The sequence below is a fragment of the Pseudactinotalea sp. HY158 genome (genome assembly GCF_009660225.1).
In the GTDB taxonomy this organism is placed as follows: Bacteria; Actinomycetota; Actinomycetes; order Actinomycetales; family Beutenbergiaceae; genus HY158.
Genome location: NZ_CP045920.1, coordinates 244,361 through 258,390, shown reverse-complemented (window position 1 = coordinate 258,390; position 14,030 = coordinate 244,361). Strand labels below are relative to the sequence as shown.

Annotated in this window: 12 protein-coding genes; 3 read left to right on the top strand and 9 right to left on the bottom strand. The window is 72.4% G+C overall.

Going from position 1 to position 14,030, the window contains the following annotated elements:
- Positions 1 to 158: 158 nt before the first annotated feature.
- Positions 159 to 1,184 carry an HAD family hydrolase gene (locus GCE65_RS16405; protein WP_228760048.1) on the bottom strand — a complete coding sequence of 342 codons (1,026 nt, stop codon included), beginning with the start codon at positions 1,182 to 1,184 and terminating at the stop codon, positions 159 to 161.
- Positions 1,181 to 2,452: a serine--tRNA ligase gene (gene serS, locus GCE65_RS01140; protein WP_153877079.1), complete on the bottom strand. Its 1,272-nt coding sequence runs from the start codon at positions 2,450 to 2,452 to the stop codon at positions 1,181 to 1,183. The genes GCE65_RS16405 and serS overlap by 4 nt, the downstream gene beginning before the upstream one ends.
- A gap of 134 nt (positions 2,453 to 2,586) precedes the next feature.
- On the opposite strand from serS, the gene GCE65_RS01135 reads away from it, so the two are divergent.
- Positions 2,587 to 3,807, top strand: coding sequence for a diacylglycerol kinase family protein (locus GCE65_RS01135; RefSeq protein ID WP_153877078.1), 1,221 nt, complete (start codon positions 2,587 to 2,589; stop codon positions 3,805 to 3,807).
- A 102-nt stretch (positions 3,808 to 3,909) separates the two neighbouring features.
- Here GCE65_RS01135 and pheA read toward each other — a convergent pair whose 3' ends face one another.
- The 5 genes from pheA to GCE65_RS01110 all read right to left on the bottom strand — a co-directional run bounded on the left by pheA (position 3,910) and on the right by GCE65_RS01110 (position 7,486).
- Positions 3,910 to 4,848: a prephenate dehydratase gene (gene pheA / locus GCE65_RS01130; RefSeq protein WP_152817842.1), complete on the bottom strand. Its 939-nt coding sequence runs from the start codon at positions 4,846 to 4,848 to the stop codon at positions 3,910 to 3,912.
- Between the two features lie 232 nt (positions 4,849 to 5,080).
- A complete protein-coding gene (locus tag GCE65_RS01125; RefSeq protein ID WP_152817843.1) occupies positions 5,081 to 5,371 on the bottom strand; it encodes a WXG100 family type VII secretion target in 291 nt (96 codons plus the stop codon).
- Complete coding sequence (locus GCE65_RS01120; RefSeq protein ID WP_152817844.1) at positions 5,368 to 5,808, bottom strand: hypothetical protein; 441 nt, start codon at positions 5,806 to 5,808, stop codon at positions 5,368 to 5,370. The genes GCE65_RS01125 and GCE65_RS01120 overlap by 4 nt, the downstream gene beginning before the upstream one ends.
- Positions 5,808 to 6,551 carry a hypothetical protein gene (locus tag GCE65_RS01115; protein ID WP_153877077.1) on the bottom strand — a complete coding sequence of 248 codons (744 nt, stop codon included), beginning with the start codon at positions 6,549 to 6,551 and terminating at the stop codon, positions 5,808 to 5,810. The genes GCE65_RS01120 and GCE65_RS01115 overlap by 1 nt, the downstream gene beginning before the upstream one ends.
- On the bottom strand, positions 6,551 to 7,486 hold the full coding sequence (locus tag GCE65_RS01110; protein WP_152817846.1) for a hypothetical protein: 936 nt from the start codon (positions 7,484 to 7,486) through the stop codon (positions 6,551 to 6,553). Before GCE65_RS01110 ends, GCE65_RS01115 begins: the two co-directional genes overlap by 1 nt.
- A 210-nt stretch (positions 7,487 to 7,696) precedes the next feature.
- On the opposite strand from GCE65_RS01110, the gene GCE65_RS01105 reads away from it, so the two are divergent.
- Positions 7,697 to 10,303: a hypothetical protein gene (locus GCE65_RS01105; protein WP_153877076.1), complete on the top strand. Its 2,607-nt coding sequence runs from the start codon at positions 7,697 to 7,699 to the stop codon at positions 10,301 to 10,303.
- 105 nt (positions 10,304 to 10,408) lie between these two features.
- Here the strand turns inward: GCE65_RS01105 and GCE65_RS01100 are convergent, their stop codons facing one another.
- Together GCE65_RS01100 and GCE65_RS01095 are read right to left on the bottom strand one after the other, a co-directional pair.
- Entirely contained in the window at positions 10,409 to 11,227 is an 819-nt protein-coding gene (locus tag GCE65_RS01100; protein ID WP_370460163.1) for a glycosyltransferase, read from the bottom strand.
- Between the two features lie 146 nt (positions 11,228 to 11,373).
- Positions 11,374 to 12,246 (bottom strand): DUF5926 family protein, encoded by an 873-nt coding sequence (locus tag GCE65_RS01095; protein ID WP_228760047.1) that lies wholly within the window; start codon positions 12,244 to 12,246, stop codon positions 11,374 to 11,376.
- A gap of 74 nt (positions 12,247 to 12,320) precedes the next feature.
- Here GCE65_RS01095 and pgm point away from each other — a divergent pair, with 74 nt between their 5' ends.
- Positions 12,321 to 13,988, top strand: a complete 1,668-nt coding sequence (gene pgm / locus GCE65_RS01090) for a phosphoglucomutase (alpha-D-glucose-1,6-bisphosphate-dependent) (RefSeq protein WP_152817849.1) — start codon at positions 12,321 to 12,323, stop codon at positions 13,986 to 13,988.
- Positions 13,989 to 14,030: the final 42 nt, after the last annotated feature.

Sequence of the window (14,030 nt, the reverse complement as noted above, 5' to 3'; positions counted from 1 at the left end):
TCTGGGCTGCTCTGGGCCGTTGCGTGACCGCTCACTGGGCCGCTCGGGGCCGCTCTGGGCCGCTCTGGGCCGTTACGTGCGCATGGACGACGCCCGGTCGCCCCGCGCGGGCGCCGTCGCCGGATCGGACGGGCGGCTCAGTAGATCAGAGGTGCGGCTCAGCGCGGGTCCGGCAGCGGGTCCGAGGAACGCCGGCTGCCCAGTGAATCCGGGTAGAGGCCGCTGAGCACGGGCACGAGGCCGTTCTCGGCGACGCTGCCGGTGGTGTAGTCGGCGGCGGCCCGGGTGATCTCGTCGGCGTCGCCCATCGCGATGCCGTAGCCGGCCCAGCCGAGCATGTCGATGTCGTTGCGGCCGTCGCCGGCCGCGAGCGTCGAGGCGCCGTCGACCCCGAGCCGCTGCCGCACGACCTCGAGGGCGGAGGCCTTGGAGACGCCCGCCGGGCTCAGGTCGAGCCACGCGGTCCAGCCCACGGCGTAGGAGACGCCGTGCAGGCCGGTGCGGTCCACGAGCTCGTGGAAGTCCGCGGCGGTCAGGTCGGGCGCCCGCACGGTCACGCGCGAGGCTGCCGATCGGCTCAGCTCGTCGAAGGGGACGACGTCCTGACGGCCGGTGAGCTCCCCGAGCGGGAACGGCTCGGTGACCATGAACCCCTCACCGAGGACCTCCACGGCATAGAGGGCGTCCGGCACGTGTTCGCGCAGCTTGCGCAACGCGGGCTCCGGGTCGAAGGTGACGAGGTCCTCGACCGTGTACGGGATCGACGAGATCGAGCCACGCGCCGCCCCGTGCGCACCGTCCCGGTCGGCACCGTCCCGGTCGGCACCGTCCGTCCCGGCCCCGTGAGCACCATCCGATCCGACCCCGTCGGCCCCCGGGGCCCGATCCGATCCTCCGCCGCGAGTGCGATCGCCGTAGCGGATCGTCACGGCCCCGTTCGAGCAGACGGCCCAGCCGGAGGAGAGGCCGAGCTGCTCGATCACCGGCAGCACGGCGGTGAGCGAACGGCCGCTGGCGAGCACGAGGTGAGTGCCGTCGTCCACAAGCTGATCGATCACGGCGGTGACCTCGGGGGCGAGGGAGCCGTCGTGGCCGAGGATCGTGCCGTCGATGTCGAGGGCGACGAGGGTCCCGGCGCCGGGAGTGAGGGTGAGCAGGGCACCGGGGAAGTACGGGGGCGTCACGTGAGCGGCTCCAAGATCTCGCGGCCGCCGAGGTAGGGGCGCAGCGCGTCCGGCACGGCGACCGAACCGTCGGCGTTCTGATGGTTCTCCAGCAGCGCGACGATCCACCGGGTGGTGGCGAGGGTGCCGTTGACGGTGGCGACCGGCGCGGTGCCGTCCTCGCCGCGCTCCCGCACCCCGAGCCGGCGGGCCTGGAAGGTGGTGCAGTTCGAGGTCGAGGTGAGTTCGAGGTAGCGGGACTGGGTGGGCAGCCAGGCCTCGCAGTCGTACTTGCGGGCGGCCGAGGTGCCGAGATCGCCGGCGGCCGTGTCGATCACCCGGTACGGCAGGCCCATCGCGGTGAGCATCTCCTCCTCGTACGAGAGGAAGGCCGCGTGCTCGGCGGCCGCCTCCTGCGCGCGCACGTAGGAGAACATCTCCACCTTGTGGAACTGGTGCACCCGGATGATTCCGCGGGTGTCCTTGCCGTGGGAGCCGGCCTCGCGGCGATAGCACGCGGACCAGCCGGCGTACCGGCGCGGCCCGGCGCTCAGGTCGATGATCTCCCCGCTGTGATAGCCGGCGAGCGCGACCTCGGAGGTGCCCACGAGGTAGAGGTCGTCGGCCTCGAGCCGGTAGATCTCCTCGGAGTGCTCACCGAGGAAGCCGGTGCCGGCCATGATGTCGGGGCGCACGAGGGTGGGGGTGATCATCGGGGTGAACCCGTGCTCGAGCGCCGTGTCCATCGCGAGGTTGAGCAGCGCGAGCTCGAGTCGCGCCCCGATGCCGGTGAGGAAGTAGAACCGCGATCCGGACACCTTCGCGCCGCGTTCGGTGTCGATCGCGCCGAGCCGCTCCCCCAGGTCGAGGTGGTCGCGCGCGGGGAAGCCCTCGGCCTCGAAGTCGCGCGGGCTCCCCACGTGGCGGAGCACCACGAAGTCGTCCTCGCCGCCGGCGGGAACCCCGTCGAGCACGAGGTTCGGAAGCGAACGCAGGAGCGCCCCGGCCTCCTCCCCGGCGGCGTCGGCCTCGGACTCGGCGGCCTTGACCCGCTCGGTGAAGCGCTTCGCCTCGGCCAGCAGCGCCGGGCGGTCCTCCGCGCTCGCCTTGCCGACCGCGCGGGAGGCCGCCTTCTGCTCCGCGCGGAGCGACTCGAACATGGTGAGCAGGCTGCGGCGGCGTTCGTCCGCGGCGAGCACCTCGTCCACGAGTTCGGGGTCGGCGCCGCGGGCGAGCTGGCTCCGGCGGGCTCGGTCGGGGTTGTCACGAAGTGCCTTGAGGTCGATCACCTTCCCGAGGGTATCGTCCCCGGGCGCGGTACCGTCGAAGGCCGGGCGCGGCAACGCCCGAGGCCGGGTGCGGCACCGTGAGGGTTCCCGCGTGGTCCCGGATGGATCGGGGCGGCGGGCGCTAGCGTGAGCGCATGGCGTGGGAACAATGGGTGAGCATCGCCGCACTGGTGGCCGCGACCATCGCGGTGATCGTCGGTGTGCTCGTGCTCAGGCGGATCAGTTCGCGGGCGAGCGCCGCCCGCCCGCTCGAGGGTGAGGAGTCCGCCGACCGGGCAGGCGGGCCGCCGGCGTTCGTCGTCAATCCGACCAAGGTCTCCTCCCTCGAGGCGTTCCGCGACCTGGGGGCGCGCACGGCGGCCGAGGCCGGCCTGGGCGAGCCGCTGTGGTTCACCACGACCCCGGAATCCTCCGGATCCGAGCAGGCGAGCGAGGCGGTCCGGGCCGGCGCGAGCGTCGTCATCGCGGTCGGCGGCGACGGCACGGTGCGCGAGGTCGCGGCGGGCCTGTCGGGCTCCGGCGTGCCGATGGGTCTGATCCCGATGGGCACCGGAAACCTGTTCGCCCGCAACCTGGACCTGCCGGTCAACGGACTCGAGCAGCTCATGCTCACGGCCCTGACCGGTGCCGATCACCGGATCGACCTGGGGTGGGTGCGCCCCGAGCTGGCCCGCGCCCCCACGGACGGCGTTCCCTCGGACGACGCCCCCACGGACGGCGTTCCCTCGGACAATTCCCTCACGGACGACGCCCCCGCCGCCGAGCGGGGAGGGTCGACCACCCGGGACGGCGGCAATCGCCCCCACCCGGGCGACGAGGCGTTCCTCGTCATGTCGGGGGTCGGGTTCGATGCCGCGATGGTCGCCGGGGCGGACGACGAACTCAAGTCCCGGCTCGGCTGGCTCGCCTACTTCCTCGTCGGCGCCCGGCACCTGCACGGACGCAAGGTACAGATCGGGGTGCAGATCGGCTCCGGTCCGGTCCACAACCGCAAGCTCCGCTCGCTGCTCGTGGCGAACGTCGGGAAGCTGCCCGGCGGGTTCGTGCTCTTCCCCGACGCCGCCCCGGACGACGGCCGACTCGACGTCGCCGCCCTCGACACCCGCGGTGGCCTGTTCGGCTGGGCTTCGCTGTTCGGCACCGTGATCATGCAGGGCATCGGCATCCGCTCCACCCGTCCGACCATCGCGTCGAATATCGAGTTCTGGCGCGGCAGCCGGGTGGCGGTGCGGCTCGAGGAACCCGAGCCGCTCCAGGTCGACGGCGACCTCGTGGGTCGGGTGACCGGGGCCGAGTTCTGGCTCGAGGAGGGCGCGCTCGTCGTGCGCACCCGCCGCACGAGCGCGGCCGGCTGACCCCCGGCCCAGATCGGCCCAGATCAGCCCGGGTCGATCCGGGTCAGCCCGGAACAGCCCAGATCAGCCCGGGTCGATCCGGGGTCGATCCGGGGGATCGGGTCAGTCTGGGTGGACGCCCTCGCGCAGGCTCGCCACCCAGTCCCGGCCGCGCCGGAAGGCCTCGTCCGTGAAGCCCGGCCGGGGAACGGATCCGGGCCCGTCCACCCGCGGATAGGAGCCGAGGAACTGCACGCGGGGGCACACCCGGTGCAGCCCCACGAGCGCGGCGGCGACCCGCTCGTCGTCGATGTGGCCCTCGGCGTCGATCGAGAACATGTACCGGCCGAGCACGTCGCCGGCGGGCCGGGACTCGATGCGGCTCAGGTTCACCCCACGCGCCGCGAACTGCTCGAGCATCGTGAGCAGCGCCCCGGCCTCGTTGTCGGCGAGCTGGACCATGAGGGTCGTCTTGTCCTGCCCGGTTCGCTCCAGGATCGGACCCGGGCGGGAGGCGACCACGAATCGGGTGACCGCGCTGGAGTTGTCGCCGATGTCCTCCGCGAGCACGTCGAGTCCGTAGTCGATCGCGGTGAGCGGGGCGGTGATCGCGGCGTCGTAGCCGGCCGCCTCGTCGCCGATGAGGCCGGCGCCCCCCGCCGCGGTCGAGGTGGCGGGCACGTGCACGGCTCCGGGCAGGTGCGCGCCCACCCAGCGGCGGCACTGGGCCCACGCGTGCGGGTGGGTGGCGATCCGGCGCACCTGCCCGAGCGTGGTGCCCGGGAGCGCGGCGAGCACGAACTGCACCCGCACGAGGGCCTCGCCCACGATCACGAGCGGCAGCCCGGAGGCGAGGGTGTCGAGGGTGGCGCTCACCCCGCCCTCGATGGAGTTCTCGATCGGCACGACCGCGCGATCGGCCGCGCCGGTGCGCACGGCCTCGAGCGCGCCGGGCACATCGGTCATCGGGAGGGCCTCGTCGGCGTGAGGGTCCCACACCTGCCGGAGCGCCGCCTCGGTGAACGTCCCCGCCGGCCCCAGATAGGCGTACCGCAGTCCCATGTCGGCCTCCCGGCGAATCGTGCGGGCACTCCTGCCGGTGCACCGCGGTCCCACGTACTCCAAGCGCTCCGAATACTCTCAGCACTCTCGGCACTCCGACTACTTGTCTGCACTGTAGCGCGGGCGCGCGGGCGTCCCGCGCACCGCCTGCCGCCCCGTCACCTCGCCCCGCCGATCGGGCTACGCGGCCGGAACGGCGTACGGACGGCGGGAGGCGCCGTCCGTACGCCTCTCACCAGCCGTTGACGATGGTGTTCTCGGTGGTGGTGTAGTCGGAGTTGCCGGTGGCGATCGTCAGGGCGATCGTGTTGAGGGTCCCGGCCATGTCGGCGAGGCCCCGGCGCCACTCCAGCATGCGCTGCTGGTAGTTGAGCGAGGCCTGCCCGGTCCAGTCCTGCTCGAGGTGGGTGAGGTCGGCCTCCATCACCTCGAGGATGTCGGTGACGTTGCGGAAGCACAGGTCGACATCCGCCTCCACCCCCGCGAGGTGGTCGGTCGAGACCGCGATCGCCTCGATGTTCATCGCTGGGCTCCGTTCTGTCCGTGGGGTCGCAGGATCCGCTCGTAGGCGGCGTCGAGGCCGGCGAAGCTCTCGTTGACCCCCTCGAACCGGGACCCTTGGGTGCGCTGGTCCTGCTCCCGCAGCCCCATGGTCACGGCGGCGAGCCGCTGCGCGCCCTCGTCGCGGATGCGGGCCGCGAGCGGGGTCTCGTCGGTCCCGGAGAGCACGTCGGCCAGGGTGGTCATCCCGGCGTCGATGCGTTGCTGCAGGGTGCGCCAGTCGGCACCGAACTCCCCGTCGCGGGCCTTCTGGGCGTACTCGGCGTCCTTGCCCGCGTTCTTGCGGGCCATCTCCTCACGGTCGCGCTGGATCTCGGCCGCGGATTCGCGCAATTGACTCGTGGCGGCACGCATGTCGGCGAGCAGGTCGTCGATGCGGCGTCGGTCCAGGGGGTCCATCAGGCGACTCCGAAGGCGTTGGCGGTGGCACCACGGGCGGTGTTGGCCGCGCGGATGTTGTGGGCGGCCGTGGCGACCGTGGCCGCGGTCTTGATGGCGGCGGCCACCTTGGTGAGGATCTCGATCACGTGCGAGAACCGCTCGATGAAGTTGACGACCTTGGTGATGGCGTCGATGCCCTTGCGGAACTTGTCGAGCGCGACCACCGTGTTGATCGCCCCGTCGATCGCGCCGGCGATCCACCCGAACACGGGCACCGCGGCCTCGATCGCGATCCGGGTGGCCCAGTCGCCGAGCCATCCGAGGATGCCGTAGAGCAGTTCCACGGACGTCGTGAGCAGGTCCCGCAGGGCGTTGCTCGTCTCGACCATCGCCGCGCAGCCCTCCTCGTAGCTCGAGAAGTTCTCGGCCACCGATCGCAGCCGCGAGCTGTAGGCCTCGGCCGCGTCACCGGTCCAGAACGACGAGCGGTCCGAGGCCATCCGGTTGTAGTTCTCGCCCACGGTGTTCACCGCGAGGCCGACCTGGGTCCAGGCCATGGCGGAGGACTCGAACAGGCCCCAGTCGCCGATGAGATCCTTGGTCAGTTCGATCAGGGGCGAGAATCCGAGCAGTTGCTCGCAGACCCAGTCGACCCCGCCGATGAGCGGGCCCGCCGCCCATCGCAGCTCGGTGCCGTAGTCCGTCCCGAGCACGGGCGGCGGCATGAGGAACCCCTCGGCATCAGTGATGGTGATGCTCATCAATTCGCCCAATCCACGTTGTCTCGGCCGGTGGCCGGGCCGTCGGCCAGGTCGCTCATGCGATCGGCCCGGTCGTCGGCGGTGTTCGCCTCCTGCACGGCACCGTAGGCGCCGGTGGCGGAGTTATAGAGGCCGTAGACGTCTCCGGCGGCCCGGGTCGTGCGCGAGGTCATGTTGTTGTTCACCCAATCGGACGTGGCGGGCGGGGCGTCGATCCCGGCGTAGTTGTAGACGGCCCGCTCGCCGCCGGCGTGCCAGGAGTCGGTCCGCTCACTCCACCGGTCACGGAGCTGGTCGGCACCGGTCGGCGCCGCCGGGAGCCGGTTCGGGTCGTCACCGAGCAGCCAGGCCTCATAGCGGTCCCGCAACGGGTGTCCGCCGGATGCATCGGCCCAGCTCGCCAGCGTCCTGTCGGCGGCGGTGGCCTGCGAGTGTCGGCTGCCGGAGAACGGATCGCCGAGCTCGCGCTCGGCCCACCTGCTGGCGACGTCGCGGCCGTAGCCTCCCGTCGCGTCCATCAGCGGGGTGCCGGGATCGGGCGCGGCCAACGGGTCGAGCTCCACGGCCGACGACGACGCCCCGCCCCCCTGCCCGTAGGACATGGTGGGCGTCTCGTAGTCGTCGCTCATCTCCTGGCCGATGCCGTTGAAGCCGGTGCCGAGCCCCTCGTCCACGTCCTTGTAGGCCTGCAGGGTCTCCGCGGACTTGGTCTCGATCGCCTGCGCGACGGTCTCACCGTCCGCCAGGCCGGCCACGGCGTTGTCCCGCGCGCTGTTGTACAGGCCCGAGAGGCACATCATCGCCAGTCCCGTGGCATCGCCCAGATTCGTGTGCTCGGCCACATAGGAGCGAATGCCGCTCATGTATCCGGCCTGCCGACCCGCGGCGTCCACGGCGCTGTCGAATATCGACGGCACCACTGCGAAATCGCCCATTGTCTTCCTCATCTCGCCGAACGTCTCTGCTGGATACCCTAACGGGAGCTCGAGACGGCGGGAATGGTCAGGACTGTCCACGGATAGTTCTGCCCATCGCGCACTGGGCACCGCCGGCCGGCCCGCGCGGGCCGGACGGTGCGGGCGAATCGACACAATGGCCCGGGGATGAGCACGGTTCCCCCATATCCGGCCCCTAGGCTGTGGGGAATGATCTCCCGACGCCTGCTCCAGCGCGCGGCCGCGGCCCTTCTGGGCATCGTCGCCGTGGTGGTGCCGTCGTTGCCGGCCCCCGCCGCGGCCGCGCCGACCCCGGACCCCGTCGTGGTCATCGGCGCCGCCGGGTTGAGCTGGGAGGACATCGATCCGGAGACCACCCCGGCGCTGTGGTCGCTCGCCGAGGAGGGCGTCGGGTCCCTCGTGGTGCGGTCGGTGCGGCGCACCACGTGCCCGCTGGACGGCTGGCTCGCCCTCAACGCCGGTGACCGGGCGGCCGATGTGAGCTCCCGCTGCCGCGGGCTCACCGAGCCCGTCGACGGACGGATATCGGACTGGCCGGAGATCGCCGGTGCGGTCGCCGACCAGAAGTTCACCGCGACGCTCGGAAGGTTCTCGACCCTGCTCGACCGGGCCGGTGTCACCGCCACCTCGATCGGGCCGGGGGCGGCCGTGGCGCTGGCCGACGCCGATGGCACGGTCACGAATCACCTCGACCGGGTCGCAGCCGGGTTCGGGCTTACCGCTCAGGTCTCCAGGGCGGCGAGTTCGGCGGACCTGCTCGTCATCGACGCGGGCAGCATCCGCCCGGCCACCGAGGCCACCTACGGCGGCGCGGACCAGCACCATGCGGACCAGGTGCGCACCCTGAACCGGCGGGTCGGGGCCATCCTCGAGGGCATCGCGGCCGCGGGCACCGATCCGGTCATCCTGCTCGCCGGGATCGCCGACACCGACTCTCCGGGTCTGCGCACGCTCGCGATCTCCGGACCGGGGTGGGGCACGGGAGAGCTCGTCTCCGCCTCCACCCGGCAGCCCGGCTTCGTGCTCGCGACCGACCTGCAGCCGACGATCTTCGAACTCCTCGGGGTGCGCTCGACGTTGCCGGCCGAGCTCCCCGGGGCGCCCGCCACGCTTCTTCCGTCCGACGAGCCGAGCACCGAGCTCGTGGCCGCCGCGATCGACCGCAACATGCATGCGCAGGCCGCCTCCCCCCTGACGAGCACCTTCTTCCTCGTCATGGTGGTCATCAACCTGGCCCTGTTCGCGGTCGTCGCCCTCGGGCTCAAACGGCCGACCATCGCCCGCATGACCAAGTGGTGGCGCAAGCGCTTCTCCCGCTCCCACGGCCCCGCCGGCGGCGCACACCATGGGGCACAGGGCCCCCAGGGAGCACAGGGCGCACAGGATGCAGGCGGTTCAGTCGAATCAGCCGGATCAGGCGGTTCAGCCGGATCAGGCGGATCAGCCGGATCAGCCGGATCAGGCGGTTCAGCCGGATCAGTCGGCTCAGGCAGTTCAGTCGGATCAGCTGATGCCGACGATTCGGTGGATGCCTGGCTGCCCCCGCGCACCTGGGTGCTGCGGGTGCTGCGGACCGCCGCGATCTCCATCAGCGCCCTGCCCGTGGCCTCGTTCCTCGCCGATCTGCTGCCCTGGTGGCGCGCGAGCGCACCCGGGCTGGCCCTCGCCGCCGCGACCCTCGGCTGGATGGCACTCCTCGCCGTCATCGCGCTCGCGGGCCCGTGGCGCAGGCACGTGCTCGGCTCGGCGACCGTGATCGCCGCCGTGACCGCGGGGGTACTGGCGATCGACATCTACTTCGGTGCGGCCCTCCAGATCGGGGCGATCATGGGCAGTCCGGCCCTCGTGGCCGGCCGCTTCTACGGCATGAACAACACGGCCTTCGCGCTGTTCACCGCCTCGATCCTCATCGTGACGATCTCCCTCGCGCAGCCCTTTGCGCGCCGCGGACGGCGGTGGGCGGCCGTGGGCGTCATCGCCGTCGTCGGCCTCGTGGCCACGATCATCGACGGCGCCCCGGCGTTGGGTGCCGATTTCGGCGGCCCGCCCGCCCTGCTGCCCGCGTTCGCGATCATGGCGCTCATCACCCTCGGCGTGCGGCTCACGTGGAGGCGGGTGATCGGGGTGCTCGTCGTGGCCGGCGTGGTCACGCTCGCGATCTCCTTCATGGACTGGCTCCGCCCGCCCTCGGAGCGCACCCACCTGGGCATGTTCTTCGAGACCCTCCTCAGTGGGGACGTCTTCCCGGTGATCTGGCGCAAGCTGGATCAGAACCTGACGATCCTGTTCGGGAATCGGCCCCTCACTCTGCTCGCAATCTGCGGGGTGCTCACGGTCGTGTTCGTGCTCGCCCGGCCGATCCGCGGGGCGATCATCGATCCGCACGGCGGGCGCTTCGCCTGGCTCTCCCAGGGCACGCCGATCAGCCGCATGGGCGAGCGCAGCCCGCTGCTCGGCGCGGGGATCGTGGCCTCGGGGGTCGCCGGCGCGATCGGGATGGCGGTGAACGACTCCGGCGTCGCGATCCCCGCGAACATGGTCGCCATCACGGTGCCGCTGCTGCTCGCGGCCTGCGCGACGTGGATGCTCACCCTCGAGTCGCCGGACGCCGGGGGGACAGCGAGCACACCGGGCCACCCGAATCACTCAGGCAACTCAGAGCACCCAGAGCACCCAGACGACTCAGAGCACTCAGAGCACCCAGACGACTCAGAGCACCCAGTCCACCCAGAGCCTTCGGAGCACTCGGAGCCTTCGGAGCACTCAGGCCCCTCGGGTCCCTCCACCTCGCGCTGAATTCGCCCGGGCTCGCGCGGACGCGCACCGGGTTGCCCCGACTCCCCCGCCCCGAGGACCCTCCGCAGGCCTCGGTCGCCGAGCGGGCCTCGGCTCGCGGGGCGCTCAGCTCGGCTGCGCGCGGGAGGCGGTGAGTTCGTACCGCCGGAACTTGCGGGCGGTCACGGCCGCCATGACGGAACGCAGCTGCGCGGCCCGGTGGAGGTTGCCAGCGAGGTCGTTCCCGGAGGGGCGGTGCCGCAGGTCGCAGGGCACCTCGACCACGCCGTAGCCCTGCATGAGCAGGTCGATCGTCATGCCCGTCTCGACCCCCCAGCCGTGCGCGAGCGGGGTCGCCGCGTCGAACGCCTCGCGGGTGAGGCAGCGCTGACCGCTGAGCGGCTGATCCGGCGACCAGCCGGTCGCGTTGTGAATGGACCTCCGGGCGAATCCGGTCACGATGCCGCGGCCCCCGGCGCCCTGCTGGGGCGGCAGGGTCGCGATCGACAGGTCCGCGCTCCCCGAGAGCACCGGCGGCACGAGCGGGGCGGCGTTGACGGCCGTCTCCCCGAGGTCGGCGTCGAGGAAGAGCAGCATCCGCGGCGAGGCGCCCGGATTGTCGCGCATCGCGACGACCGAGGCGCCGGTCTCCATCGCGGAGGCCTTGCCGCGGTTGACCGAGTGCCGCACCACGACCGCCCCCGCGGCGCGGGCCCGGTGCTGGGTGTCGTCGCTCGATCCGTCGTCGACGACGAGCACGAGGTCCACGTGCGGGATCGCCCGGGCGGCACGAACGGTCGCGGCCACCCGGTCCTGTTCGTCCTTGGCCGGGATGATCGCGGCCACGCGCTGGCCGGCGTCCGCGGCATGGCCGGCACGAGCATGCACGGGTCCACGGCGGACGACGCGGAGGGGTTGCGATTCGGGCCGGTCCTGCGTGCTCACGCCGTCAAGCCTAGTACGCCGTCCGGCGTGTCCGTGCGCCGTCCACGGCGTTTCCGGCCCGCCGGCCGCCGCGCGGAGCGCCCCGACCCGCCAGAACCCGCGAGATCGAGCCGAAACCTCCGCTAGAGTTTTATTTAGATCACTCTTTACCGGAGCGTTACCTGGCGGGAGACGAGTCCCGCCCGGGCGCGACGCTCGTCGGCATCGAGCGGGTCGGTCACCGCGACGGCGTCCGCGAGCCTCGGTTCGAAGGCACCGAGATCGAGCTCGTCGGCCTCGGTCCCCTGAGCCAGCTCCCACACTGGCATGACGATGCCGTTCGACCGGAACGTGCCGATGAGCCGGGCGGCGTCGGAGACCGCGGACTCGCGCCGTGCGTGCAATCGGGCGAGCCCGTCGAGCAGGGCCTCCTCCGGCTCGGGGCGCGCCCAGCGCAGGAACTCGCGCTCACCCATCCGGCACCAGTAGGCACCGTCCACGCCCGCGACCTTGACGGTCGGAACGATCGATCCGGCGGACTCCTCGAGGGCGGCCTTGACCTGGGGGTCGGACGCCTCGGTCGTGGCGTAGCCGAAGTCGTCGTGCACGGTGACCTCGAACGGCCGATCGAGCTCGAGCACGTCCTGGAGTCGCGGCCCAGGCCCGGGCAGGCCGGGCAGGTGGAGCGACTCGCCGGGGTCGAGGTCGAGGGCGGCGATGAGCGCCGCGGCCGCGTCGCGCGACGGATCCTGTGAGGAGGTGACGACCTGGAGCGCGACGAGCACCTCGCCGTCCTCACGCTTCATCGCCGGCCAGATCATCGGCAACAGCGTGACGATCGTGACGTCCTGGCCGCCATAGGCGGCCGTCGTGCGCACGCGGGCGCTCGCCGCGGGCACGACCTCGCGCAGCGCGACCCAGTCGACCTCCCCGGGCAGGCCCTCGAACGGACGGGACGGCGCGGCGACCGCGGCCTTGCGGGCGGCCCGCCGCGCGGCGACCTTCTCGTTGGGGGCGCTCTTCTTGCTCCGTTTTGCCATGGTTGCACTGTAATGCAGGCGGTCGGCGACCGGATCCGCCCCACGACCGCGCCACAGGTGGCAGGATCGGGGGCATGCATGAGCGAGCCGGAAGCCCCGCGCGTCCCGAGGACCTGATCGATGCAGACGCCGTGATCGGCGCCTATTACGACCGCGCCCCGGACCTGGACGATCCGGGCCAGCGGGTCAGTTTCGGCACGTCCGGGCACCGCGGCTCCTCCCTCGACGGGGCCTTCAACGAGGCGCACATCCTCGCCACCACCGCCGCGATCGTGGAGTACCGGCGCACCCAGGGCATCGACGGCCCCCTCTACCTGGGCCGCGACACGCACGCGCTCTCCGGGCCGGCGACCACGACCGCGCTCGAGGTGCTCGTGGCCGCCGGGGTCGAGGTGTTCATCGACGCCCGCGACGGCTACACCCCCACCCCGGCCCTCTCCCACTCGATCCTGCGTCACAACGGCGCCGGCAGCGGCGCCGGGGTGCGCACGCAGGGGCCGGGGCGGGCGGACGGCATCGTGGTCACCCCCTCGCACAACCCGCCCCGCGACGGCGGATTCAAGTACAACCCGCCCGACGGCGGCCCCGCCGGTTCGGACGCCACGAGCTGGATCGCCGACCGCGCGAACGAGCTGCTGCGCGCCGGCGTCGCGAGTATCCCCCGGCACGCCGACCCCCGGGCCGAGGCGCACAAGCACGACTTCCTGCTCACCTACGTCGACGACCTGGGCCAGGTGCTCGACCTGGCCGCGATCCGCGAGGCGGGGGTGCGGATCGGTGCCGACCCGCTCGGCGGGGCGTCCGTGGCGTACTGGGCCGAGATCGCCGACCGGCACCGGCTCGACCTGACCGTGGTGAACGAGCGGGTCGACCCCACATGGTCGTTCATGACCCTCGACTGGGACGGCAAGATCCGGATGGACTGCTCGAGCCCGTACGCGATGGCCTCGCTCGTGCAGGCGATGCACTCCGCCGGGCCCGAGGCCGCCGCACCCTACGACATCGCCACCGGCAACGACGCGGATGCGGACCGGCACGGCATCGTGACCGCCGACGGTCTGATGAACCCGAACCACTACCTCGCGGTGGCGATCGACTACCTGTTCACCCACCGCCCCGGCTGGGGCGAGGGCTCCGCCGTGGGCAAGACCCTCGTGTCCTCGGCGCTCATCGACCGGGTCGCGGCCGCCCTGGGGCGCCGCCTCGTCGAGGTGCCCGTCGGCTTCAAGTGGTTCGTGCCGGGGCTCCTCACCGGCGAGATCGGCTTCGGCGGGGAGGAGTCGGCCGGCGCCTCGTTCCTGCGCACGGACGGCACCGTGTGGACCACCGACAAGGACGGCATCCTGCTCGCCCTGCTCGCGGCCGAGATCACCGCGGTCACCGGCCAGACGCCGTCGCGCCGGCACGCCGAGCTCACCGCCGCCCACGGCGAGAGCTGGTACGCCCGGATCGACGCCGCGGCCACCCGGGAGGAGAAGGCGGCCCTCGGCCGGCTCAGCCCCGAGGACGTGGCGGCGACCTCGCTGGCGGGGGACCCGATCACCGGCCGGCTCGTGCGCGCCCCCGGCAACGACGCCCCGATCGGCGGGCTCAAGGTGACGACCGACGCCGCCTGGTTCGCCGCCCGCCCCTCGGGCACCGAGGACGTGTACAAGATCTACGCCGAGTCCTTCACCTCCGCCGATCACCTGACCCAGGTGCAGGAGGCCGCCCGCTCGCTCGTGAGCGACTCCCTCTCCTGACGCCGCCCGCCTCGGGTAAACCGGCCGCGCCGCTCCGCTCGG

What these genes read in the sequence shown, in the direction of transcription:
- pheA (WP_152817842.1), bottom strand. Translation starts at nt 4,848, where the DNA reads ATGGGACTGCGGTACGCCTATCTGGGGCCGGCGGGGACGTTCACCGAG.
- pgm (WP_152817849.1), top strand. Translation starts at nt 12,321, where the DNA reads ATGCATGAGCGAGCCGGAAGCCCCGCGCGTCCCGAGGACCTGATCGAT.
- GCE65_RS01105 (WP_153877076.1), top strand. Translation starts at nt 7,697, where the DNA reads ATGATCTCCCGACGCCTGCTCCAGCGCGCGGCCGCGGCCCTTCTGGGC.
- GCE65_RS01125 (WP_152817843.1), bottom strand. Translation starts at nt 5,371, where the DNA reads ATGAACATCGAGGCGATCGCGGTCTCGACCGACCACCTCGCGGGGGTG.
- GCE65_RS01120 (WP_152817844.1), bottom strand. Translation starts at nt 5,808, where the DNA reads ATGGACCCCCTGGACCGACGCCGCATCGACGACCTGCTCGCCGACATG.
- GCE65_RS01135 (WP_153877078.1), top strand. Translation starts at nt 2,587, where the DNA reads ATGGCGTGGGAACAATGGGTGAGCATCGCCGCACTGGTGGCCGCGACC.
- GCE65_RS01115 (WP_153877077.1), bottom strand. Translation starts at nt 6,551, where the DNA reads ATGAGCATCACCATCACTGATGCCGAGGGGTTCCTCATGCCGCCGCCC.
- GCE65_RS01110 (WP_152817846.1), bottom strand. Translation starts at nt 7,486, where the DNA reads ATGGGCGATTTCGCAGTGGTGCCGTCGATATTCGACAGCGCCGTGGAC.
- GCE65_RS01095 (WP_228760047.1), bottom strand. Translation starts at nt 12,246, where the DNA reads ATGGCAAAACGGAGCAAGAAGAGCGCCCCCAACGAGAAGGTCGCCGCG.